This is a genomic window from Clostridium sp. FS41, from assembly GCF_000954015.1.
Lineage (GTDB): Bacteria > Bacillota > Clostridia > Lachnospirales > Lachnospiraceae > Enterocloster > Enterocloster citroniae.
The window spans coordinates 327796-348914 of sequence record NZ_JYHN01000067.1; the positions used below are offsets into that span (position 1 = coordinate 327796).

The window sequence follows — 21119 nt, forward strand, 5'->3', positions numbered from 1 at the left end:
TTCTCCTGTCATCTGTTTAATACATTACATCCCCCAGATTCGGCCCCAGGGTCTGCCCTGTATAGAGGTTGCCATCCGGCTCTGCTGCCAGGAACACTGCGGTTGGCAGGATTTCTTCCAACTCACCAAACCTTGGCAGCACCAGCTCCGCCTCCTTGTTCTTTCTCCACTCATCGCTGACCACACCCATTAGCTGCGTCTCTATGGGCCCAGGCGCAATACAATTTGCCGTAATATTGTATTTCCCCACTTCCCGTGCAAGGGATTTGGTAAAACCGATCACACCTGCCTTTGCAGCAGCGTAATGACAGTGCTCCACGCTTCCCTTCTGTCCTACCTGGGATGCCAGATTGATGATCCTTCCAAAGTTCTGTTTGATCATAACCGGCACCGCATATTTGCATGTAAAATAATTGCTTGTGAGATCCACTGCCAGCATGCGGTTCCACTCCTGTGTTGTAATCTCTGTGAGAAGTTTGGGATTGGATATGCCGGCGCAGTTGATCAGCACATCAATACGTCCAAATTCCGCCACTGCGGTGTCGATCAGCCTTTTGGCCACCTCTTCTTCCGAAATATCTCCTTCCACCAGCACCACCCTGACCCCACAGGCTTCCAGGCTTTCCTTAAACTTTTTCATTCCCTCCGGGTCCTGCTTAAAATGGTTCAGTACAAGGTTTGAGCCCTCCTTTGCAAATATAGCAGGGAAACCGCTGCTCATCCCGTATCCGCAGCCGGCTCCCGTCATAACAGTAATTTTTCCCTCCAGTTTTTTCATGTTTTCCTCCTGATTTTTAATATGTATGGATCTTTTTTATAAATTTCCCCTAATTCAGGGTACAAAAAATACACCTTCTTCAAATCCCTGAAAAAGAATCCACTCCGGTGTATTTTATTGTGCTACCAGTTAACGAGCTGCCCACTTATTCAGTTTTTGTTCCTGCTTCTTCCTTTTTGATCATATCCAGATAGGCGTACATGGTGTATTTGGATATTCCCAGAAATGTCTGTATACGCTCTCCTGATTTTGTTATGAGAAATGCTCCCTTATCGTTCAGATATTTCAGGAACTGGAGCTTTTCTTCCCTATTCATAACGCCTGCAGGCTTACCCACCAGCTTCTGGCCTTCCTGAAGAAGATATTCCAATAACTGATTTACTTCCGTTACAAATACTTCCTGTTTGTCAGTTGCATTGATATCATAGTGGTTCATGTCTTTCAGATAGCTTTCCAGCTTGACGCTTTCCGTAATATCCGTATTTACGCAAAGGCATCCGATCAGGTTCTCCTCCTCATCTTTGATGTACAGCGAGGAGGATCTCAATATCCGGTTGTCCTTTAACTGGGTGATATAATTGAAACGATTTCCGTCCTTCACAGTGCCCTGCAGGACTTCCAGGCCCAGGTTGCTCCCCGTGCCGCCTACCTGGCGGCCGGTTATATGGCCGTTTCGTATATCCACTATGGTATTGGCATAGTCCTTTTTCAGATCATGCAGGACCACCTCCGTATATGGACCCAGCTGCTGCTCCAGCATGTCCATTAGCTGTGTTAAAAACTTTTTTTCATCTTTCAACTCTTTCATATCTCTGTTTCCTTTTCTGATTGTATATTAGCATACTTTTTGTCTGCCGTAAAGACTTTTTGTAAGATTATTGTGTTTTTGTTGCTTATGCAAAAATTATCAATCTCTTACTTGTGCATATTTCACTATTATTCTTTAATTCAAAACAAGTTGCAAAACTTTTTGTCTTTTTCTCTCCTTTCTGACTATCATCTGCAATGCTGGTGATCACAATACATAACATATAAAATCTTACAAAAAGTCAGGTTTCCTTCCTATTGTACCTAATATCACAGCGCGAATCAACCCCCCTCCTTTTTTTGACGCACCTACCCTGCTTTTCCGATCAGCCGCCTGGCCATATACTATTTTTTTGGTTTTATTGAATTTTACCATATTATTTTCTGTTTCATATCCCTTTTACATCCAAAAACCTTATTATCTTGCTTTTTATATATTGCTGTGCTAAATTAGTAGTATTATTGTTTCAGGAAACGGGGGATTTTAACATGGAATTGTTCAGCACCATTGTGGAGACCGTCAATGCATACCTTTGGGGAATTCCCATGATTGCTCTTCTATTTGGAACACATCTCTATCTCACGATCCGTACAGGGTTCATTCAAAGGAAGACCTTTACAGGCATCAGGCTTTCCGTGACAAGGGATCCGGATTCCAGCGGGGATATCAGCCAGTTTGCAGCACTTACCACCGCCCTGGCCTCCACCATCGGCACGGGAAATATTATAGGAGTGGGGACAGCCATTGCCCTGGGGGGCCCGGGAGCGGTCCTGTGGTGCTGGCTCACCGGTGTATTCGGCATTGCCACCAAATATGGCGAATCCCTGATCGCAGTTAAATACAGGGTCCGCACAAAGGACGGCACCATGCTGGGAGGAGCCATGTACGCCCTGGAGCGCGGGCTGAACATGAAGTGGCTGGGCATCACCTTTGCAGTCCTTGGGACACTTACCTCCTTTGGTATCGGGTGCGGCGTCCAGGTCAATGCCATTTCCAGCATTGTAAACAGTAATGTGAAACCACTGATCACCGGCGGAGGCCTGAAAAACATGCTGGATACATATCCCTGGCTCATAAGCCTGGCAGTGGGCCTTATTACAAGTGCCATCACCTGCCTGGTCATCTTTGGGGGCGTCAAGTCCATTGCCCGGGTATGTGAAAAGCTGGTGCCTTTCATGGCTTTTTTCTATGTGATCGGGTGCCTGATCATCCTTTTTATCAACCGGGCATTTCTGGGGGAAACATTTTCCGTCATATTCCGCAGCGCCTTTACTGAGGTACGGTCCATTGCAGGCGGTCTGGTGGGTTCAGGCATCATGATGTCCGCCCGGTACGGTATTGCCAGAGGCCTTTTCTCCAATGAATCCGGTATGGGGTCCGCTCCCATTGTGGCAGCGGCTGCCCAGACCCGCAACCCGGTGCGCCAGGCACTAGTATCTGCCACCGGAACCTTCTGGGACACTGTGGTGGTCTGTCTCATGACCGGGCTGGTGCTTGTCAGCAGCATTATAGGCCATGATTCCATCAGCGTTACCAACCTGTCCGGCGGCGAGCTGACCAATGCGGCATTCAGTCTCATCCCTTATATCGGCCAGCCCATCCTGATCGTAGGTATCATCACCTTTGCTTACTCCACGATTCTGGGATGGTCCTACTACGGGGAGCGGTGCCTGGAATACCTGATGGGAAAACGGGGCGTGATCCCCTACCGCCTGGCCTGGGCCATAGTACTGGTGGCGGCGCCAATCATCCAGCTGGAGCTGGTGTGGAGCATTGCCGACACCCTGAATGCCTTGATGGCTATTCCAAACCTCATTGCCGTACTCCTTTTATCCAATGTGATCGTGAAGGACACAAAGTATTATCTGAAGCACCTGGATGAAAAGGATGAAACACCCATTCCGCTGTTGGAGGATTAGAATGTGTAGTCCTATAGAATAAAGCATTCTGCGAGCAGGATTCTCCGCCTGCAGCGGGTCGCTTCAGCTTAAAAGGGCATGATTCCCGGCAAAACTGCCGGAACTCATGCCCTTTTTCTGCTTTCTACTTTCTGCTTTCCGCTTCTCTATCTTCTATCTTTTGTCTTCTATCTATTCCTCTTTGTCCTTTTTCCCTGTCACTTTTCCCAGCACCATAACCGCCAGCATGATGACAATGATCGCCGCAAAGATACCGCCCATGCCCTTCCCCATGATTTCCAGGGCAATCTCAATATTTGCCATATTCATTTTTCATTCCTCCTTGTCGCAGTCACCTGAAATCCGGTGGTTCTACAGATACTGGGTTACAATACTGATCACAAGTCCGCCTGCAATAACCGATGCAACCTGGCCCGATACATTGGTGCCCGCTGCCTGCATCAGGATAATATTGCCCGGTTCCTCCTGAGCCGCCATTCTCTGGACCACTCTGGAGGACATGGGAAATGCTGAGATCCCACATCCGCCGATCATGGGGTTTACAGGCTTTTTGCCCGCCATCTTCAGGAACACGTTCACCAGCTTTGCAAACAGCACGCCTCCAATGGTGTCAAATACAAAGGCCACCAGTCCGAGGGCCATGATCATCAGAGTTGCTGCATTTACAAACTTCTCAGCCTGCATACTGAAGGATATGGTGATTCCCAAAAGCAGGGTGATCAGGTTTGCCAGCTCATTCTGTGCCGCCTGACTCAGGCTGTTGAGCACGCTGCACTCCCTCAGCAGGTTGCCGAACATGAGAAAGCCTACCAGAGCCACTGACTGGGGTGAAATCAGACCTACAATGATGGTAACAGCAATGGGGAATGCAATACGCAGTGTCTTGTTCACACTCTTTGGATTATACTCCATATGAATGCAGCGCTCCTTGTGGGTGGTCACAAGACGGATGGCAAAGGGCTGGATAATGGGCACCAGCGCCATGTACGAGTAAGCCGCCACTGCAATGGGACCCATGTAGCTGGAGCCCAGCACCTGCGACACCAGAATGGAAGTAGGTCCATCTGCAGCGCCGATGATTCCAATGGATGCAGCGTCCTTTAAGTCAAATCCCATCATACAGGCGATCAGGATTGCAGCAAAGATACCAAACTGGGCTGCGGCTCCAAAGAGAAACAGCACCGGCTGGCTTAAAAGCGGACCGAAGTCGATCATTGCTCCGATTCCTATAAACAGCAGGATAGGCATTGCCTCCGATGCCTCAATTCCTGTTTTAAACAGCCATTCTATGATGCCTGCCGCGGGCACCTTTCCCTGTACCATCTGGTCGATCACACCTGAATAGGGAAGGTTTACAAGAATTGCACCAAACCCAAGGGGCAGCAGCAGGGATGGCTCATATCCCTTTTTTACAGCCAGCCAGATCAGACAGATCCCCACTCCGTACATGATCAGCTGCTGCCATGTAACTGCCATGACTCCATCTAACAGAAAACTCATTTTCATATCCTCCTACGCTTTTTGTTCCTATTCTTCCTCTGTTTCTTCCTCTTTTTTCACTTCCTTTAGTGTCATCTTCACGTAACTGATCACACGTTCATCCATTCCCTCTATCTCATAATCCGCCTCCCCGGTAACCACGGTGATGGGAAGTTCGGCCTGGCTGGGTATGTAGCCCAGCTGTTCCATAAGATAGCCGGACAGTGTATCACAGGAACTGTCCATGTGAAGATGCATCTCCTCCTTTAGGTCAAACAGGGAAATGCTGCCTGATATCCGGTAGGTCCTGTGCGGTTCCAGCTCCAGGATCTCCGGTTCCACTTCCTCATATTCTTCGTGGATCTCGCCCACAATCTCCTCAATCAGATCCTCCAGTGTGACCATACCGGCCACGCCGCCGTATTCATCGATCAGAATCGCCAGCTTTGTCTTATTCTTCTGCATTTCCCTGAACAGGGCGTCCGTCCTCCGGTTCTCAGGCACAAAACAAGGCGGCATGAGAAGGGAGCGGATATCCAGACCGTCAAAGGATTTTCTCCTGGCTTCAATGGTCAGGGCTTTAATGGAAAGGACACCGATAATATTGTCTATATCCCCTTCATAGACAGGTATCTTGGAATGCATGGACTGCAGCACTTCATCAATATATTCTTCCATAGGGTCATTGATATCAATTGCCACCATATCCTGGCGCGGTATCATCACTTCTTTGGCCCGCTTGTCATCAAAGGAAAAGATGGATGTGATCATCTCCTTCTCAATGTCGTTGAACACCCCGGTCTCACTGCCGGTTTCCAGCATGGACTTGATCTCCTCCTCAGACACATCGGTCTCAAGGCTTTCACTGTGCATTCCGATCAACTTAAGAAAGCCGCTGGTGGAAAGGGACAGCAGTCTGATAAATGGATTCATGATTCGGGAAATGTAGTATATGGGGCGCACACAGAAAAGGCTGAAACCCTGGGCCTTCTGTAAGGCGATGCGCTTGGGCACCAATTCGCCGAACACCAGGTTAAAATATGCCAGGATCAGCGTCACCACAACGCCTGCCAGAGTCTGGCTGTAAGGCATGTTCCACGCTTCCATCTTCACTGCCAGTACCTGGGCGATACCGGTTGCAGCAGATGCACTGGAGAAAAAGCCTGCCAGTGTTATGGCTACCTGGATCGTGGACAGAAAGACTGTGGAATCCTCCATCAGCCGTTCGATCAGCGCTGCGTTTTTGTTGCCCTGCTCTGCAAGACGGCGGATCTTGTTCTTGTTGACTGAGACAACTGCCATCTCTGAGCCTGCAAAGAATGCATTGATAAGAGTTAAGATAACTAAGATTGTGATTTGGAATATAATATTGGCCGCTTCCGGGTCCGATTCCATAATAATTCATTCCTCCGTTTTTTCATATTTTTAGTGGTTTCATAGGGTATTATACATAAAAATGTGTGAATTGTCAGCTAAAGATTGTATTAAGATTGGAATTGGGAGTTAAAAGGATATGCAGGGGATGGGGATGGCGTATCCGTTCGTGAAGGGAATGGGGATGGGGCGGCGGATACGGCCGCGGGGCCGTCAGGTCTAAGGCGCCGGTAACCGGCTAAAGACAAGAGGCCGGCGCCCAAACCCGCGGCCGGCCGCTTCCTTGCTCCTGATATCGGGCTATGCACGGGCAAATTGGCTGTTGTATATCTCTGCATAAAAACCATTTTTCTCCAGCAGTTCTTCATGCCTGCCCTTTTCCACAATATGGCCGTCACGCATGACCAGGATCACGTCCGCTTCCCTGATGGTGGATAAGCGGTGGGCTACGATAAAGCTGGTGCGCCCTTCCATCATTCTGGCAAATGCTTTCTGTACCCTGATCTCTGTTCTGGTATCAATGGAGGAGGTGGCTTCATCCAGTATCAGCATGGGCGGCAGGCAAAGCATGACTCTGGCAATGCAGAGCAGCTGTTTCTGGCCCTGGGACAGATTTCCTCCGTCCTCCCTTATGACCGTGTCATATCCCTCCGGCATTCTGGTGATGAATCCATGGGCGTGGGCTTCCTTTGCTGCCTGGATGACTTCATCCTCTGTGGCATCCGGCCTCCCGTATGCTATATTCTCACGGATGGTGCCGGATTTCAGCCAGGTTTCCTGAAGCACCATGCCGTAATTGGTCCTCAGGCTTTTCCTGGTCACATCCCGGATATCCTCTCCCTCCACCCGGATGACGCCGCTGTTTACATCATAAAAACGCATCAAAAGATTGATGATCGTGGTCTTACCGCAGCCCGTGGGGCCTACGATGGCAACCCGCCGGCCCGGCTCTACCAGAAGGTTAAAGTCCTCTATCAGCTTCCTGTCAGGGGTATAGGAAAAATCCACATGCTCCAGCTCCACCCTTCCGTCCACCTGTTCCAGTTCCACTGCATCCGGCTTATCTGCCAGGATCGCTTTTTCATCGATCAGCTCAAAGACACGGGCAGCGGAAGCCAAAGCGTTCTGAAGTTCCGTCACCACGCCGGATATCTCATTAAACGGCTTTGTATACTGGTTTGCGTAACTTAGAAAACTGGTCAGCTGCCCCACTGTCATGAATCCCCGGATCGCGGCATACGCCCCTGTGATCCCCACTGCGGCGTACACCGTACTGTTGACAAACCGGGTGGCCGGATTGGTGATGGAGGAGAAAAAGGTGGCCCGCAGGCTGTACCCGGCCAGGCGGTTATTGATCTCCTCGAATTTACGCTGGGCCTCCTTCTGATAACCAAATGCCTGAACCACCTTCATATTTCCAAGCATCTCGTCTGTCAATGCCGTAAGTTCTCCCCTGGTCACGGACTGATGCCTGAACATAACAAAGGTCCTCTTTGCTATAAAGCTGGCCACAAATAGGGAGATAGGGGTCAGAAGGACCACCACCAGGGTAATGGCCGGGTGAATGGAGAGCATAAATAACAAGGTTCCCACAATGGTGAGCACGCCTGTGAACAGCTGGGTAAATCCCATGAGCAGACCTTCCGAGAACTGGTCAATGTCCGCAATGATCCGGCTGATGATATCTCCTGACGGATGGGAATCAATATAGCTGAGAGGAAGGATCTCCAAATGGTTGAAGGCCCTGGTTCGGATATCCTTCACCACCTTGTAAGTGATGGTATTGTTGATATGGTTCATCATCCACTGCGCCACAGCGGTCAGGCCTACGGCTCCCAGGATTTTCCACAGGATAGTTGTAAGCCCTGAGAAGTTCACATGGCCTGTGCTCACGATCTGGTCTACCGCCCGCCCTGTGAGTATGGGGACGTACAGGGTGAGGGCAACGGTTATCAGTGCCAGGAACAGTGACAGCATAACGCCCCATTTGTATTGTGCAATGCAGGAAAGGATGCGTTTCAGGGTGTCCATGCTCCTGCTTTTATCCAATGCTTTTGTCTTACTGCTCATCCCGTTCCACCTCCTCCTTTGAAAGCTGTGACAGGCAGATCTCCCTGTACACCTCACATGATCTCAACAATTCCCTGTGGCTTCCTATTCCAGCCAGATGCCCGTCATCCAGCACCAGGATCAGGTCCGCCTGTTTTATGGTGGTGGCACGCTGGGATACAATAAACACGGTCATGTCCTTTGTCCCCTCCCTGATGGCCTTTCTCAGCCTGGCATCTGTCGCAAAATCCAGGGCGGATGCGCTGTCGTCCATGATCAGTATCTCAGGTTCGCGGACCAGTGCCCTTGCAATGGTAAGGCGCTGCCGCTGTCCGCCGGACAGGTTCCTGCCCTCCTGGTCAATATGCAGATCCAGCCCCTGTTCCTTTTCCTCCACAAACTCCCTGGCCTGGGCCACATCCAGCGCCCTGAATATCTCCTGGTCAGAGGCATCCAGCCTGCCCCATTTCATATTGTCCCTCAGGGTTCCCTTAAACAGAACGGAGCGCTGGGGCACCATGCCGATCTTTGAGCGCAGTGCGGCCAGGGAGTAATCCCTTACATCCACGCCGTCCACCAATACCTGCCCGTCTGAGGCATCATAGAACCTGGGGATCAGGTTTACCAGCGTGGTCTTTCCCGCGCCGGTTCCGCCGATCACTCCTATGGTCTGTCCGCCCATGGCCTGAAAGGAAATATGGGACAGGGCCTCCGCGTTGGCCTTGCCGTATCGAAAACTCATGTTTTTGAATTCCACCTTGGGGGTTCCGGCATTTCCCATATTCACAGCATTTTCCTTTTCCCGGATACTGGTCTTTACCTGGAAGATCCCATCCACCCGGTTCATACAGGCAATTGCCTTGGAGATCAAAATGATCAGGTTCGCCATCTTGATCAGTTCCACCAGGATCTGCGACATGTAATTGACCAGGGCAATGACCTTGCCCTGGGTAATGATGCCGCCCTCCACCTGCTGCGCTCCTACCCAGATGACGGCCACCACAGCCACATTGATGATCACATAGGTAACGGGATTTAATAGGGCGGATATTTTTCCCACAAAAACCTGCATCTTTACCAGCTGGTCATTTTCCCCCTCAAACTTCTCAGTCTCACTTCTCTGGCGGTTAAAGGCACGGATGACCCTGACCCCCATCAGGTTTTCCCTTGTGGTGAGCAGTACCTTGTCCAGCTGTCTTTGTACGGACCGGTAAAGGGGCATACTCACCAGCATGATCCCAAATACCACCACGCAGAGCACCGGGATCGTCACCACAAAGACCATGGCGGACCGGACATCTACTGTGAAAGCCATGACCATTGCCCCAAACACCACAAAGGGGGAACGCAGCAGCAGGCGCAGGGTCATATTGACTCCGTTCTGTACCTGATTGATATCGCTGGTCATCCTGGTGATCATGGTGGAGGTGCCCACGGAATCGATCTCCCCATAGGACAAACCGCCTATATGGGCAAACAGGTCGTTCCTCAGGGCTGTGGCCATGCCGGTGGCGGCTTTTGCGGCAAAATACTGGGCGGTCAGGGAACAGGCCAGCCCAATCAGAGCCAGCAAAAGAAGGAGTCCGCCCATCTTAAGAATATAGGCATTATCATGGTTCTTGATCCCCACATCCACCATACTGGCGACCACAAGAGGCACAAACAGCTCAAAGCTGGCCTCCAGCATCTTAAACAGGGGACCCAGGATACTCTCCTTTTTATATTCCCCCATATAACCCAACAATCGTTTCATACTCAAACTCCATTCTGCCGCATATCTGCGCTGTATCTTCCTGGTTCCTGCGGCCATTGTCATGTTTCATACATTGCTTTTTTGCATATTGCCATTTTTTGCACTGTCTGGTATTATATCATAGGAATAACCATATTAAAAATATTGTTTTAATATATGTAATATATCTTTTTCATATAGGAGGCGGTGACATGAATCTAAAGCAAATGGAATATTTTATTACCATTGTAAATGAAGGAAGCATTTCAGCTGCTGCCAAATCCCTTCACATATCCCAGCCCCCGCTGAGCACCCAGATGAAACTGCTGGAGGAGGAACTGGGCGTCACACTGTTTCAGCGCGGCTCCCGTTCCATTATCCTCACCGAGGCGGGAAAACTTTTCTATGACAGGGCCCAGGGCATACTGGACATGACCGGGGCCGCCCGCCAGGAGCTGGAACAGATGGGCCGCGGGCTCCACGGCGCCTTAAGGCTTGGAATGATATCCTCAGTGGAGACAGAAGCCATTATAAACCGGATCACCGCGTTCCGCACCCAGCATCCCGGAGTGAATTTCTGTATCTATGAGGGAAATACCTATCAGCTGATGGACAAGCTGAACACGGGGCTGATCGAAGCTGCCATTGTGAGAACTCCCTTTCCAGAGGAGTCCTATGACTGCCTCTATCTGGCCGAGGAACCCATGATGGCAGTTGGAATGGCAAAACATTTCCCCGATCCCCATGCCGACAGCATCAGCCTGGGACAGCTTGCCGCCTGTCCCCTGATCATATACCGGCGCTGGGAAAATGTGCTGAACCACATGCTGCCCCATAACCGTCAGGACTATCTGTGCGTCAATGACGATGCCCGCACCAGCCTTTCTTGGGCTGATACGGGCATCGGAATTGCCATTACCCCGGCTTCTATTGCCCGGTGCACCCGCCCGGGCATGCTTTTGAAACCCATCACAACCCCCGGCTTTTCCTCCCATATCACATTGATCCGCAGAAAACACGGGACCATGTCAGCTATCTGCCGGGACTTCATCACATATTTCAGCGGCGGCTGGGACTCATACCGTCCCCTGGAAACAGTTCCTTCCAGTAATAGTTAAGCTCAGCCCCGAAAAACAGGATGCACATACAGAAATACAGCCATAAAAGCAGGAGCACGATGGCGGTCAGGCTTCCGTACATATAGGAATAATTTCTTCCCCCGATATGGTTAAAATACAGGGAAAATGCAAATGAAAAACCCATCCATCCCACGGTGGAAAACAATGCTCCCGGAATCTGTTCCCTGAACTTCAGTTTTTTATCCGGCACAAAGGTGTAGATTCCCAGGAAAAAGACCACCAGGATCATCAGGGCCCACAGCGCCCTGAAATTGATAATGTGTGTGACCACATCCGCAACAATAGGAAAGCGGCTTACCAGAAAGGCCTGGATCATATTACCGAACACCAGAAGGCCAAGGGAAAGAATACATACCAGTATAAACACAATGGTATAACCGGAACAGATCAGACGGTTCACCACATACCACCGTTTCTCCCCATGCCCATGGACCCGGTTCAGTCCCCTGGCCACACTGAACATTCCCCTGCCCGCAGACCACAAGGCCGTGATGGCGGTAACACTGATCATGGTGGCCGGCGACTTAAGGGACAGGTCGTTTACCACACGGAAGGCCAGGGATTTGTAATCCACGGGCACCAGTCCCACGATCAATTCCATAAACTGTGCATTGCTGACGCTGGGTATCATCTGGACGGCTGTCAGCAGCAGCATGATAAACGGCACCACGGACAGAATAATAAAAAATGAAACCTGAGCCGCATACACAGTCATCTCATCCTCTGCGTATTTATCGTATATCCGTTTCACAGCCACAATTAAACCTAACATAAACTCTCCTCTGATCCTGGGGCGTGTGCGAAAATCCATCCACGCCCTAATATATTTCCCGGAAACTGCCCTCTTTAATCACGGGGATCTCCTCTGTCTCCATGTGTTCGATCCGGATAAACCGCCCCTCATGCAGACGTTCCACCAGACGGGCAACGGACTTTGGATCCCCCTGTACCTCCATCTCCACATCCCCGTCCCACAGATTCTTTACCCAGCCGGTCAGGCCAAGGGACTGGGCAAAATAACAGGAGGTGTAACGAAAGCCTACTCCCTGCACGCGTCCGGAAAATATTATGTGTTTTCTAATCATATTCACAAAATCCTCACTCCATCACATTCTTTGGCACCCCGGCAGGATATGCCTACGGGTCAATGCCGTGTCATCTTTCCATCCGGGACTCAATGCCGGTTCACCATTTTATCCGGGGCTCAATGCCGGTTCATCATTTTATCCGGATTTGTTTGGTATCAATTATATAGCACCGGTTTACATTTTACAAGCCAAAGAAAGCCATTGCCCGATTCTGCGTATCCCGCAGGCAATGACCTTCTTCTATATGGATGTATTTGTTATGTTTCGATTTTGGGAATTTAGGCCGCTGTACACGGAAGGCATCAGGCAATCCGGTCCTTCAGAAGCAGAAGGAAATGATTTCCTTTACCCGTTTTTCGTTCCGTGATATAATCCACTCATATGCCGCCCAATCGGTTCATAGACTGTTGAATATGCATGCGGCCTGCCTTTTTACTATTTAACATCCGGGGTTTAATATGAAAAAAAGAACCAGAATAACGAATCCATTTTACTGCGGACTGACGGTCCGCAGTTATACAGAACATACCCATAAAATCACCAGGCCACTGCGGGCCGCCCTGATCACAGACCTTCACAGTACAACATACGGTCCTTGCCAGGAGATACTGCTGGAAGCCATCCGCCGCCAGTGTCCCGACCTGATCCTGATGGCCGGGGATATTGCGGACCACAAAGTGCCCATTGACGGGACCCTTTTATTACTGGAAGGCCTGAAAGCGGGATATCCCTGTTTTTATGTCTCAGGCAACCACGAACAGTGGACCGGTGAAATGCCAGCCCTGTGTAAAATGTTCACGGAACATGGCGTGACTGTCCTGTCCGGAACCACTGCCCGGCTCACCCTGGGAAACCAGGCGCTGTTGATCGGCGGGGTGGATGACCCTCACGCCTACACCAATTCCCATCATGCGGTACGGCTTGACAGACGCTGGAAGGAACAGTTCTGGCACTGCTGTTCCCACACAGATGACCACATCTATTCCATCTTGCTGTCCCACCGGCCTGAATTGACCAAATACTACAGAGACAGCGGCTTTGACCTTGTTGTATCCGGCCATGCCCACGGAGGACAGGTACGCATTCCGGGCCTGGTCAATGGACTTTTGGCCCCTCATCAGGGCTTCTTTCCCCCCTTTGCCGGCGGCCAATACCAGCTGGGCAGCACTTCCATGATCGTCAGCCGCGGCCTGTGCCTGAACCATATTCCGCGCATTTACAATCCTCCGGAACTGGTGATCATAGACATCAGGCCCCAGCCTATTTTTCAAAGCCCTTCCACGTAACCTTCCATTCCCCATAGGCCTTTTTCAGTTCCAGGTTCAGATAGGTATAGCTGTCCTCCTCGCCCTTTGCATAAAACCGGTATACCGCCTCTGCGTATACCTCCTTCAGCTGCGGATCCCAGCGGATCGTCAGGTCCGCGGGTTTTGAATCATCCATGGGAACTGAATCTGAAAGTTCCCTTTCAGGAAAAGAACTGTACCTTGCCGCGTTTTTTCTGTCACCCGCCATATAAGCCTCACAGAACTTTCTTGCAGTTTCATACACGGCAAGGGAGGTCTGGCTGTCATCCAGCCTTGTGGCAACCCCGCGGGCCCCGGACTCCTCCATCACCGCAATATCCTCCACCGCCGCTTCCGGGAACAAATCCTCATCAAAACAATACAGTACATCGATCACCCTTCCCGACCTGCTCTGCACCTGGGGATCAATCATGTTTTCCTTATCTTCGGCCCGGTCCAGGGTCAGCAGGATCCTTTGATTATCGCCAAGATCCGCCGCTTCCTGCTCATCAGATCCTAAAAGACGCAGCCAGACCGCATTAGGATACAGCTGTGCCGATGCCAGGGATGCCTGTGTGTCGTCAGGGCCATGGATCACCTGGCTGGATGTATATGCCTTCAGCAGCTCCCTGTCCTTTGTCACAAACAGATAATCCACGCTCTTTCCATCCTGGGTAATGGATATCCGGATGGAACCGGCCTGTTCCGTGTTCCAGAAACTGATGACAAATACTTCGGTCCCGCTCTGAGCATATCCGTATCCCTGGTCAGGTTTCCCGTCCCCGGACAGCTTTGTTCCCTCCCTATCCTCATAGGCCGTCACCTGAACCGTGCCCCCGTTGTCATAGGAGATGGGCAGAACTTCACCGGTCCCGGCATCCCTGCGTTCCATTGTCAGCTGGTAGTAATTCCCCCACAGCTCCGTCTTAATAAGAGCCAGCATATCGCCTTCCCCCACAGGGACCCGGGGTATTTCCCCGGCAGTCTCCTCTAAAAGACGGCTTTCGCTGTCCACAGGGGGCCGGCTTTCGCCGGCGGCTTCATCCCCCGGCTGTTCCAAAAGACTGCCTGCCACTGCATCCTGGTTTTCACCTGAGGATGTCTCCTCCAGGTTTCCAGTAAATGTACATGCTCCAAGCACTGCCACCATCAGCACCACCACGCCCGCCATGAGCCTGGTGGTTCTTGGATGCCTGGCCAGCACATGGATCCTCTCCCTGACAGTGTGTTTCCCTCCTGTCATGGTAGTAGCGGCTGAAAACAGGCTTTTCCTATCACCGTTTTGGGCGATCAGGCTTACCAGGGTTCTTCCGTATGCATACCGCTCCTCTTCCCCCAACAGCCTTACAGCCGCCTCATCGCATGCCAGCTCACAATCTCTCTTTGACAAAATGGCTGCTGCCCATACCAGCGGATTCACCCAATAGTAACACAGCAGGACACATCTGAGAATGCCCCAAAAGCGGTCCCCGTGGGCAGCATGGCAGGTCTCATGAGCCAGGGCATGGCGCAGCTTCTCCTCATCACCTTCAATGGACCGGGGAAGGTAGATGGCCTCATCCGTTCCCAGGCCAAAATAGCAGGGGGATACCATCCCCTCCACAGTATAGATGCGTTCTGTCACAAAGCCCGGTGTCTTCCCATGGAATATCTTCCTTTTGCTCACCAGCATCCTGTAAAACCGGATGTTTACAACCGTCATCCATGCCCCCAGGACCAGCGCTCCCACAACCCATACCACCATGATCCAAAGCTGCCAGTCAATGCCCGCTGCCCTTTGGGCCAGGGTGACAGCCCCGTCCGCAGCATCAAAGTGGTAAACATGGCCCGTGGCAACATTGTCAGCCAGATACTTAAGATCTGTCTGGGCAATCATGTTCTGTCTCACGGTCTGGGCCGCATTCATCACGCTGAACCTGGACCGGAACACATCCGTCAGCTTCTGCAGGGGATAGAACATGGGCAGTATGAGCCGGAGGGCGGCCAGTCCCCAAAGGCCATAGCGGATCTTCATGCTGATCCTGTTTTGCAGTAAAAAGCGCAGGAGGCAGACAGCCAGGATCAGTGCGGAAGAAGAAATCAGGACCTCTGTCATGGCGCTCCCTCCTCTGCTTTTCTGAGGATCTCGTAAAGCTCCTCAATCTCCTGTTTGGAAAGGGCCTTGGAGGAAGCCATGGCATCCACCATCAAGCTCACGCTTCCCTCATAGACCCTCTCTAAAAATCCCCTGGTTTCCTGCAAAGCCGCGTCCGTCCTGTCAATGGCAGGATAAAACAGTTTCGCCCGTTCCCCCTCCTCATGGCGCACGGCGCCCTTTGCCTCCATGCGGTTCAGCATGGTGATCACCGTATTCTTACTCCATCCTTTATCGCCCTTAAGGGCCCTGGTGAGATTCATGATCGTCTGGGGCGGTTCCTCCCACAGCAGGTTCATGATCTTCCATTCGCCATCGGACAGATTGACCTTTTCCTTTCCTGTCATTCCAAACACCTCCGGTCTTTTGCCTGTTCGGCAAGGTATACATACGTCTACTTAAATATTATCATGCAGGTAGACATATGTCAACCAAAAAGCCGGGAATCAGATGTGCTTCACATATTCGATCAAGTCCTCCAAGGGAATGGGCCTGCTGTAATAATACCCCTGATAGATTCCGCATCCCAGCTGTTCCAGCACCGTGACCTGGTCTTCGGTCTCCACACATTCAGCCACTGTTTTTACCTTCAGAATGCGGGACATATTTACAATATTTCCCACCAACTCACAGGTCTGGGCATGGCCCGGAAGGCGCTTGATCAGGGACCCATCGATCTTTACCTCATCATAGTCAGCCGAGTTCAGATAATTCAGCGAGCCGTGTCCCATGCCGAAGTCGTCCATACTGATACGGATGCCGGACTGTTTCAGCTGCCTTAACTGCTCTTCCAGATTGGGACCCGGATTCAGGGCAACCTGTTCCGTCAGCTCAATGGTCATGTATTTCCCATCCACATCCATCTCCTTCAGGATCCGGTTCACATTCCCCGCAAAGCCGGGGTCCTCCAGCTGAAGGGGCAGGATGTTCACGGAAAAGGGGATGGGGTATCCAAGCTCCCGCTCCGCTTTCTTCATATCAGCGCAGGCCATGGACACAATGGTCAGACCCAGGGAATCGATAAAGCCGCTCTGGGTAGCCAGTGCAATGATCAAAGGGGGATAAATGTATGTATTTCCCATATAATTCCAGCGCAGCAGCGCCTCACACCCGTACAGTGTTTTATCATAGTACATCTGGGGCTGATAAAACAGCTTCAGCTCCCCTTTTGTCAGGGCATACTGCAGGTCGGATGTGAGCAGCTTTGCCGTCTGCCGGTTCTCATAGGTCTTCCAGTGGAAATCCCGTACCCAGACCGAGTGTTCATCCCGGCTCATGGCGGCTTCCAGGTCCTTGATCTTTGCCAGGAATTCCCCCTCCTGTATCACCTCGCTGTGGCGTACAAAGGGAACGTATATCAGTGTCCCCACCACAAGGTTAAACAGCTGCAGCAGGCTCCCCCTCACAGACCCGGTGGCCATGTACCCGCTGAACAGGACAGGTACGGTCCATTCCACGCTCCTGGATGCCACCGGCACCAGATGAAGGGACATGACCAGTCCGCTGATCACAGAGAGCATCATGGGGGTCAGGATAAAGGGCAGGATCATGTCCGCGCTGAATATGATAGGGAAACCAAACAGTACCAGTTCATTGATATTAAAGATGACCGCGGGCAGGGACAGCTTTGCCAGGCGCTGGTTGTTCTTTTTCCTGGCTGACAGAAACAGGGCCAGTACCAGGCACAAAGCACAGCCGCTTCCTCCCAGGAATACAAAGGTGTCCAGAAATGTCTTACTGAAAATGTGGGTTGGCACCAGCCCCTGGGCCACCATCCCCTGGTTAACGGCCACCTCGGATTCAAACAGCCGGCGGGATACCGCCTCCAGCGTGTTGGTGCCGTGAATCCCGAAAAACCACAGCACATGGGATATGAGGATATAGAGGAGCATGGAAAAAAGACTGTTTCCCATATGTTCAAACAGCCGCATAAAAAGGTAGGAGCCGAAGTTCATAATATTGGTATCCTCAAATACCAGGTACAGGAGCAGTCCCGTGATGCCGCTGATCCCAATGGTGGCCACGGCGGGGAGCAGGCTCTGCATGGAAGCATTAAAATGGTACGCCACGCCCACGGTGTATAGTCTCTGATGGCCTGAAACCCACCGGTAAAACACGGTGAGGATAAAACAGCTGGCTAAAGCAATGCAGATCGCGGTAAAGCTCCACTCCGGCCCCCATATGGAAAGCCCTCCTGTGGGATAGCAGAATGCGATAAAGGAACACAGGGACACGGCGGGGAAAAATACATGGGTGCTGTCATAAACCCTCTGTTCCTCCCCGTATGCATAGGCGATCATCAGTATAAAAATAAAGGAAAGGGAACCAAAGGTGGCCTGGTAGACTCCCATCAGAAAAGTATGTATAACTCCTCCTGCCATGGAAGCCAGGTAGACCTGCCATACCTCCACGGGAAAATGCATGATCACCATAGAAAACGACCCCATGATCAGGAAGGGTATGGTCAGCAAAAGCCCCTGCCTCACAGAGAAAATAAATATATTTTTATTCAGAAACCTGCGGATTCGCTCCATAACCCCTCCCCATGCCTGTCATCCAACCCAACAGGCCCCCACAAACAACATTTTATAAAACCATACCCCTATTATACTCTAAATCCGTTTCCTTTCCACCCCCATTTCATACAGTGAAGCCAGATTATTCCTCCTGTCCCTGCTGTCAGGCAGCAGACAGTGCATACAAACAGCCTTTTTTTCAGATCATCCAGCCACTGCACCTGATACGCTTCCCCCATGCGTTCCATGTCGGACTGCAGTTCCCCAAACTTCCTGGTCCAAAAATCAAAATCAGACCATCTGGTGGGAATGATATCCCCGGGTATCCCAAATCCCAGCCGCCATATAAGGAATATGCCCGCTGCCAGCAGCAGTATACCGGCCCCGCCGGAACACATTCGGTCTCTCACCCCCAGGTCCGGCTTGACTGCTTTTTGGCAAAGCCAGAGGGCAGACGCCCAAAGCGGCAGGAGAGACACCATGCCGGCTGCGGCGAAAAAAAGAGAGCCGTCCACACAAACATACCCTCTTTTCATTCCATACCGGTACAAAAACCCTTCCGCCTTTGTCTTTGCGGAAGCGCCCTTCCCATAATCCATAAGGAGACAGCGCATCCCCTCCTCCTTTTTTGCAGGGATCAATATAACGTAGTCCGGGTCATCCGTAACGCCCCTGACAATATATGGCCTGTCCCTGCAGACCACGCGTTTGCCTGTCACCTCCACCGCCCCGAACAGGTCCATGGCCAGACCCTTACTGATGACACATCCCTCCCTGTCCGTCCTGTAGCCGTATGTCCCCTGTTCCAGCTCCCGGCAGGAAGCCAGTTCCATCAGGCCGTAAACGGACAGACAATCCGCTTTTTTGTCCCTGCCCAGCTCAAGGTTTTGCACCTTTACCTCCTCAGCCAGGGACCAGGCTGTTAGTTCCGGATAAACGCTTCCCCCTTGATCCTCCCTTTCAGTTCCGGCCGTCTCTCCCTGCTCCCGGCCGAGGGCCCGGTCCAGTTCCTCCGCCCTGGGTCCTTCCCCTTCCCGGTAATACATAAAAATACGGCCGTCTGCTGTGTTCAGACTCAATGCCTGTATCCCCCCGTATCCCCACAGGGTCACCAGAATGAAAAGTATGATCCATTTTCTCATGATTCCACCACCCTGACACGGTCCCCTTCTCCCACACCTTTGTCCGACTCTGTGATCAGTTTCATCTCCGGTGTAACGGCGCCTGAAACAGCTGCAGCAGTGCTGCTTTTTTCCAGTACCTCCAGCCCGATCCTCACTGCCGTCATCTCCTCCCCCAGTATGGTCCTCTTTGGTTGGACAGCCAGGCAGAAAAATCCTGTGTTATCCTCCCTCAGTGCTCCGATGGGGATTACACAGGAGTATGCCCCTGATTCCATGTTTACCGCAAAGGATGCACTGCCTCCCAGGCTCCCCTGTCCCTGAGGCATGGCGGCTGTGACCTGTGCTGTTTCGTCCTCCGGCATCTGGTCAACGGACGTTATCTCCGCCTCCACACCGGCCTGCTGTCCCAACAGCTTGACCGTCATTTTGGCTCCTGGTTTTAAAAGACCGGCCTTCTCCTTATCCACCTGGGAGGTCAGGTTTAAATTTCCCACTGCCAGCTTGATCTGGCGCCCGGATTCAATCCTGTCCCCCGCCTTCAGGTCCATATCAGCCACTACGCCCTCCACACTGGAACTGATCTGTCCTTTGTCCGCAATCAATTCTTCTATTTTTTCCAGTTTTCTCTTGATCTGTTCCATATCCAGCTTCATGGATTCCTGTCTCAGCCTGGATATCTCCCTCTGGGCAGCTTCCCCCGCAACAGTACCTGCGTCAGATACCCTGGCGTTCTCCAGCTTTTCCATGGACTGATACAGTCCTTCCTCCAAGTCCTGTATTTTTCTTCTGGCTTCCTCCACCTTGGCGTCCTCCGCCTTCACGGCATCCTCATATGCCTTGCGCAGTTCCTCTTTGGCGTTCTCAGTCCCGTAATCAATATCCTCATATGTCTCCTCGGCAGCATACATCTTTGCCCTGGCCTCCTCCACTGCCAGATCCTGCTCATCCCGGATATCCTCCAGATCCTCCTCGGCCCGTTCAAGTTCCAGGGCCGCTTTCTCGATCTCCTGCTGGGAGGCGTCCTCCTGTTCCTCCAGCCGGTCCAGTTTTTTCTGCTTATCCTCTACCTCACGCTCCCCCTTTCTTACCGCGGAATCCCTGGCTACCTGCGCTGATTCATAGGCCCTTCCGGCGCTTTTCATGGCTCTGCGGTTGTCCTCCCTCACCTCTTCCCTGGTGCGGTTCTTTTTTTGAATGTAATCATGTTCCAGATCAGCGGTAGCTGACGCATGCTTTTCCTCAGCTTCCGCCAGGTCCTGCCTGCCTAGTTCCAGGGCCCGCTGTGCCGCCGCTACGGACTGGGCGGCCAGGGCCTCCTCGGTCAGCCGTGGGACCGGCACAGAGGAGAGCCGCTCCTGCTCAAGGGCCAGCCTGGCCTTTTCAAACTCCACGGAAAGTTTTTCACGTTCCTCCTCCAGACTCTCCATCTGCAGACAAAGGATGGCCTCCCCCTTTAAGACCATCTGCCCGGAATGCTTCAGTATGTCCCCCACCTGGAGATTTTCAGGAAGTGATATGTATGCCATTTTGTCTGCCGTAAATGTCCCGTCCCCCTCTATAAGATACGGGACCACTCCCTGTTTTCCGTATCCTACCTGTACCCTGGTGACCGTGACGGAATCCAGGGCCCTGGACAAAAAGGTCAGAGCCGCCATAAGGGCCAGAAATGTAATTGCTGCTTTCTTCATGTTCA

Annotated in this window: 18 protein-coding genes; 4 read left to right on the top strand and 14 right to left on the bottom strand. The window is 51.6% G+C overall.

Annotated elements, in window-relative coordinates; translation table 11 throughout:
• Positions 1-16: 16 nt before the first annotated feature.
• Positions 17-778: an SDR family oxidoreductase gene (locus CLFS41_RS21240; protein ID WP_045093385.1), complete on the bottom strand. Its 762-nt coding sequence runs from the start codon at positions 776-778 to the stop codon at positions 17-19.
• Between the two features lie 145 nt (positions 779-923).
• Entirely contained in the window at positions 924-1586 is a 663-nt protein-coding gene (locus CLFS41_RS21245) for a helix-turn-helix transcriptional regulator (protein ID WP_045093386.1), read from the bottom strand.
• Between the two features lie 488 nt (positions 1587-2074).
• Between CLFS41_RS21245 and CLFS41_RS21250 the strand changes: the two genes are divergently transcribed.
• Positions 2075-3505 carry an alanine/glycine:cation symporter family protein gene (locus CLFS41_RS21250; RefSeq protein WP_045093387.1) on the top strand — a complete coding sequence of 477 codons (1431 nt, stop codon included), beginning with the start codon at positions 2075-2077 and terminating at the stop codon, positions 3503-3505.
• A gap of 171 nt (positions 3506-3676) precedes the next feature.
• Here CLFS41_RS21250 and CLFS41_RS30485 read toward each other — a convergent pair whose 3' ends face one another.
• The 5 genes from CLFS41_RS30485 to CLFS41_RS21270 form a co-directional block, all read right to left on the bottom strand.
• Positions 3677-3814 carry an OadG-related small transporter subunit gene (locus CLFS41_RS30485; protein WP_007863603.1) on the bottom strand — a complete coding sequence of 46 codons (138 nt, stop codon included), beginning with the start codon at positions 3812-3814 and terminating at the stop codon, positions 3677-3679.
• Positions 3815-3856: 42 nt separating this feature from the next.
• On the bottom strand, positions 3857-5005 hold the full coding sequence (locus tag CLFS41_RS21255) for a sodium ion-translocating decarboxylase subunit beta (RefSeq protein WP_007863600.1): 1149 nt from the start codon (positions 5003-5005) through the stop codon (positions 3857-3859).
• Between the two features lie 27 nt (positions 5006-5032).
• Positions 5033-6379, bottom strand: coding sequence for a hemolysin family protein (locus CLFS41_RS21260; RefSeq protein WP_007863598.1), 1347 nt, complete (start codon positions 6377-6379; stop codon positions 5033-5035).
• A 279-nt stretch (positions 6380-6658) separates the two neighbouring features.
• Entirely contained in the window at positions 6659-8428 is a 1770-nt protein-coding gene (locus CLFS41_RS21265; protein WP_045093388.1) for an ABC transporter ATP-binding protein, read from the bottom strand.
• Complete coding sequence (locus tag CLFS41_RS21270; protein ID WP_045093449.1) at positions 8418-10160, bottom strand: ABC transporter ATP-binding protein; 1743 nt, start codon at positions 10158-10160, stop codon at positions 8418-8420. Before CLFS41_RS21270 ends, CLFS41_RS21265 begins: the two co-directional genes overlap by 11 nt.
• 191 nt (positions 10161-10351) lie before the next feature.
• Here CLFS41_RS21270 and CLFS41_RS21275 point away from each other — a divergent pair, with 191 nt between their 5' ends.
• Complete coding sequence (locus tag CLFS41_RS21275; RefSeq protein WP_007863592.1) at positions 10352-11257, top strand: LysR family transcriptional regulator; 906 nt, start codon at positions 10352-10354, stop codon at positions 11255-11257.
• On the opposite strand, the gene CLFS41_RS21280 is transcribed toward CLFS41_RS21275, so the two are convergent.
• Both CLFS41_RS21280 and CLFS41_RS21285 read right to left on the bottom strand, forming a co-directional pair.
• The gene (locus CLFS41_RS21280; protein WP_007863590.1) at positions 11199-12050 is read right to left on the bottom strand and encodes a YihY/virulence factor BrkB family protein; all 852 of its coding nucleotides are present in this window, start codon (positions 12048-12050) and stop codon (positions 11199-11201) included. The two genes, CLFS41_RS21275 and CLFS41_RS21280, sit on opposite strands and share 59 nt — an antisense overlap.
• A 46-nt stretch (positions 12051-12096) precedes the next feature.
• Positions 12097-12363: an acylphosphatase gene (locus tag CLFS41_RS21285; RefSeq protein WP_007863589.1), complete on the bottom strand. Its 267-nt coding sequence runs from the start codon at positions 12361-12363 to the stop codon at positions 12097-12099.
• Here CLFS41_RS21285 and CLFS41_RS29880 point away from each other — a divergent pair.
• Both CLFS41_RS29880 and CLFS41_RS21290 read left to right on the top strand, forming a co-directional pair.
• Positions 12347-12733, top strand: coding sequence for a hypothetical protein (locus tag CLFS41_RS29880; RefSeq protein ID WP_152649060.1), 387 nt, complete (start codon positions 12347-12349; stop codon positions 12731-12733). The two genes, CLFS41_RS21285 and CLFS41_RS29880, sit on opposite strands and share 17 nt — an antisense overlap.
• Before the next feature lie 91 nt (positions 12734-12824).
• A complete protein-coding gene (locus tag CLFS41_RS21290) occupies positions 12825-13652 on the top strand; it encodes a metallophosphoesterase (protein WP_007863586.1) in 828 nt (275 codons plus the stop codon).
• Here CLFS41_RS21290 and CLFS41_RS21295 read toward each other — a convergent pair.
• From CLFS41_RS21295 to CLFS41_RS21315, 5 genes are all read right to left on the bottom strand, one after another.
• Positions 13627-15747 carry a M56 family metallopeptidase gene (locus tag CLFS41_RS21295; RefSeq protein ID WP_045093389.1) on the bottom strand — a complete coding sequence of 707 codons (2121 nt, stop codon included), beginning with the start codon at positions 15745-15747 and terminating at the stop codon, positions 13627-13629. The genes CLFS41_RS21290 and CLFS41_RS21295 overlap by 26 nt on opposite strands.
• Complete coding sequence (locus CLFS41_RS21300; protein WP_045093390.1) at positions 15744-16133, bottom strand: BlaI/MecI/CopY family transcriptional regulator; 390 nt, start codon at positions 16131-16133, stop codon at positions 15744-15746. Before CLFS41_RS21300 ends, CLFS41_RS21295 begins: the two co-directional genes overlap by 4 nt.
• A 99-nt stretch (positions 16134-16232) precedes the next feature.
• Positions 16233-18320, bottom strand: coding sequence for an EAL domain-containing protein (locus CLFS41_RS21305; protein WP_045093391.1), 2088 nt, complete (start codon positions 18318-18320; stop codon positions 16233-16235).
• A 71-nt stretch (positions 18321-18391) separates the two neighbouring features.
• Positions 18392-19444, bottom strand: a complete 1053-nt coding sequence (locus CLFS41_RS21310; RefSeq protein ID WP_045093392.1) for an ABC transporter permease — start codon at positions 19442-19444, stop codon at positions 18392-18394.
• A complete protein-coding gene (locus tag CLFS41_RS21315; protein ID WP_007863577.1) occupies positions 19441-21114 on the bottom strand; it encodes an HlyD family efflux transporter periplasmic adaptor subunit in 1674 nt (557 codons plus the stop codon). Before CLFS41_RS21315 ends, CLFS41_RS21310 begins: the two co-directional genes overlap by 4 nt.
• Positions 21115-21119: the final 5 nt, after the last annotated feature.

Coding starts and splice junctions, on each gene's coding strand:
- CLFS41_RS21270 (WP_045093449.1), bottom strand. CDS start 10,160: ATGAAACGATTGTTGGGTTATATGGGGGAATATAAAAAGGAGAGTATC.
- CLFS41_RS21265 (WP_045093388.1), bottom strand. CDS start 8,428: ATGAGCAGTAAGACAAAAGCATTGGATAAAAGCAGGAGCATGGACACC.
- CLFS41_RS21295 (WP_045093389.1), bottom strand. CDS start 15,747: ATGACAGAGGTCCTGATTTCTTCTTCCGCACTGATCCTGGCTGTCTGC.
- CLFS41_RS21250 (WP_045093387.1), top strand. CDS start 2,075: ATGGAATTGTTCAGCACCATTGTGGAGACCGTCAATGCATACCTTTGG.
- CLFS41_RS21255 (WP_007863600.1), bottom strand. CDS start 5,005: ATGAGTTTTCTGTTAGATGGAGTCATGGCAGTTACATGGCAGCAGCTG.
- CLFS41_RS21300 (WP_045093390.1), bottom strand. CDS start 16,133: ATGACAGGAAAGGAAAAGGTCAATCTGTCCGATGGCGAATGGAAGATC.
- CLFS41_RS21260 (WP_007863598.1), bottom strand. CDS start 6,379: ATGGAATCGGACCCGGAAGCGGCCAATATTATATTCCAAATCACAATC.
- CLFS41_RS21245 (WP_045093386.1), bottom strand. CDS start 1,586: ATGAAAGAGTTGAAAGATGAAAAAAAGTTTTTAACACAGCTAATGGAC.
- CLFS41_RS21275 (WP_007863592.1), top strand. CDS start 10,352: ATGAATCTAAAGCAAATGGAATATTTTATTACCATTGTAAATGAAGGA.
- CLFS41_RS21280 (WP_007863590.1), bottom strand. CDS start 12,050: ATGTTAGGTTTAATTGTGGCTGTGAAACGGATATACGATAAATACGCA.
- CLFS41_RS21285 (WP_007863589.1), bottom strand. CDS start 12,363: ATGATTAGAAAACACATAATATTTTCCGGACGCGTGCAGGGAGTAGGC.
- CLFS41_RS21240 (WP_045093385.1), bottom strand. CDS start 778: ATGAAAAAACTGGAGGGAAAAATTACTGTTATGACGGGAGCCGGCTGC.
- CLFS41_RS30485 (WP_007863603.1), bottom strand. CDS start 3,814: ATGAATATGGCAAATATTGAGATTGCCCTGGAAATCATGGGGAAGGGC.
- CLFS41_RS21290 (WP_007863586.1), top strand. CDS start 12,825: ATGAAAAAAAGAACCAGAATAACGAATCCATTTTACTGCGGACTGACG.
- CLFS41_RS21315 (WP_007863577.1), bottom strand. CDS start 21,114: ATGAAGAAAGCAGCAATTACATTTCTGGCCCTTATGGCGGCTCTGACC.
- CLFS41_RS21310 (WP_045093392.1), bottom strand. CDS start 19,444: ATGAGAAAATGGATCATACTTTTCATTCTGGTGACCCTGTGGGGATAC.
- CLFS41_RS21305 (WP_045093391.1), bottom strand. CDS start 18,320: ATGGAGCGAATCCGCAGGTTTCTGAATAAAAATATATTTATTTTCTCT.
- CLFS41_RS29880 (WP_152649060.1), top strand. CDS start 12,347: ATGTGTTTTCTAATCATATTCACAAAATCCTCACTCCATCACATTCTT.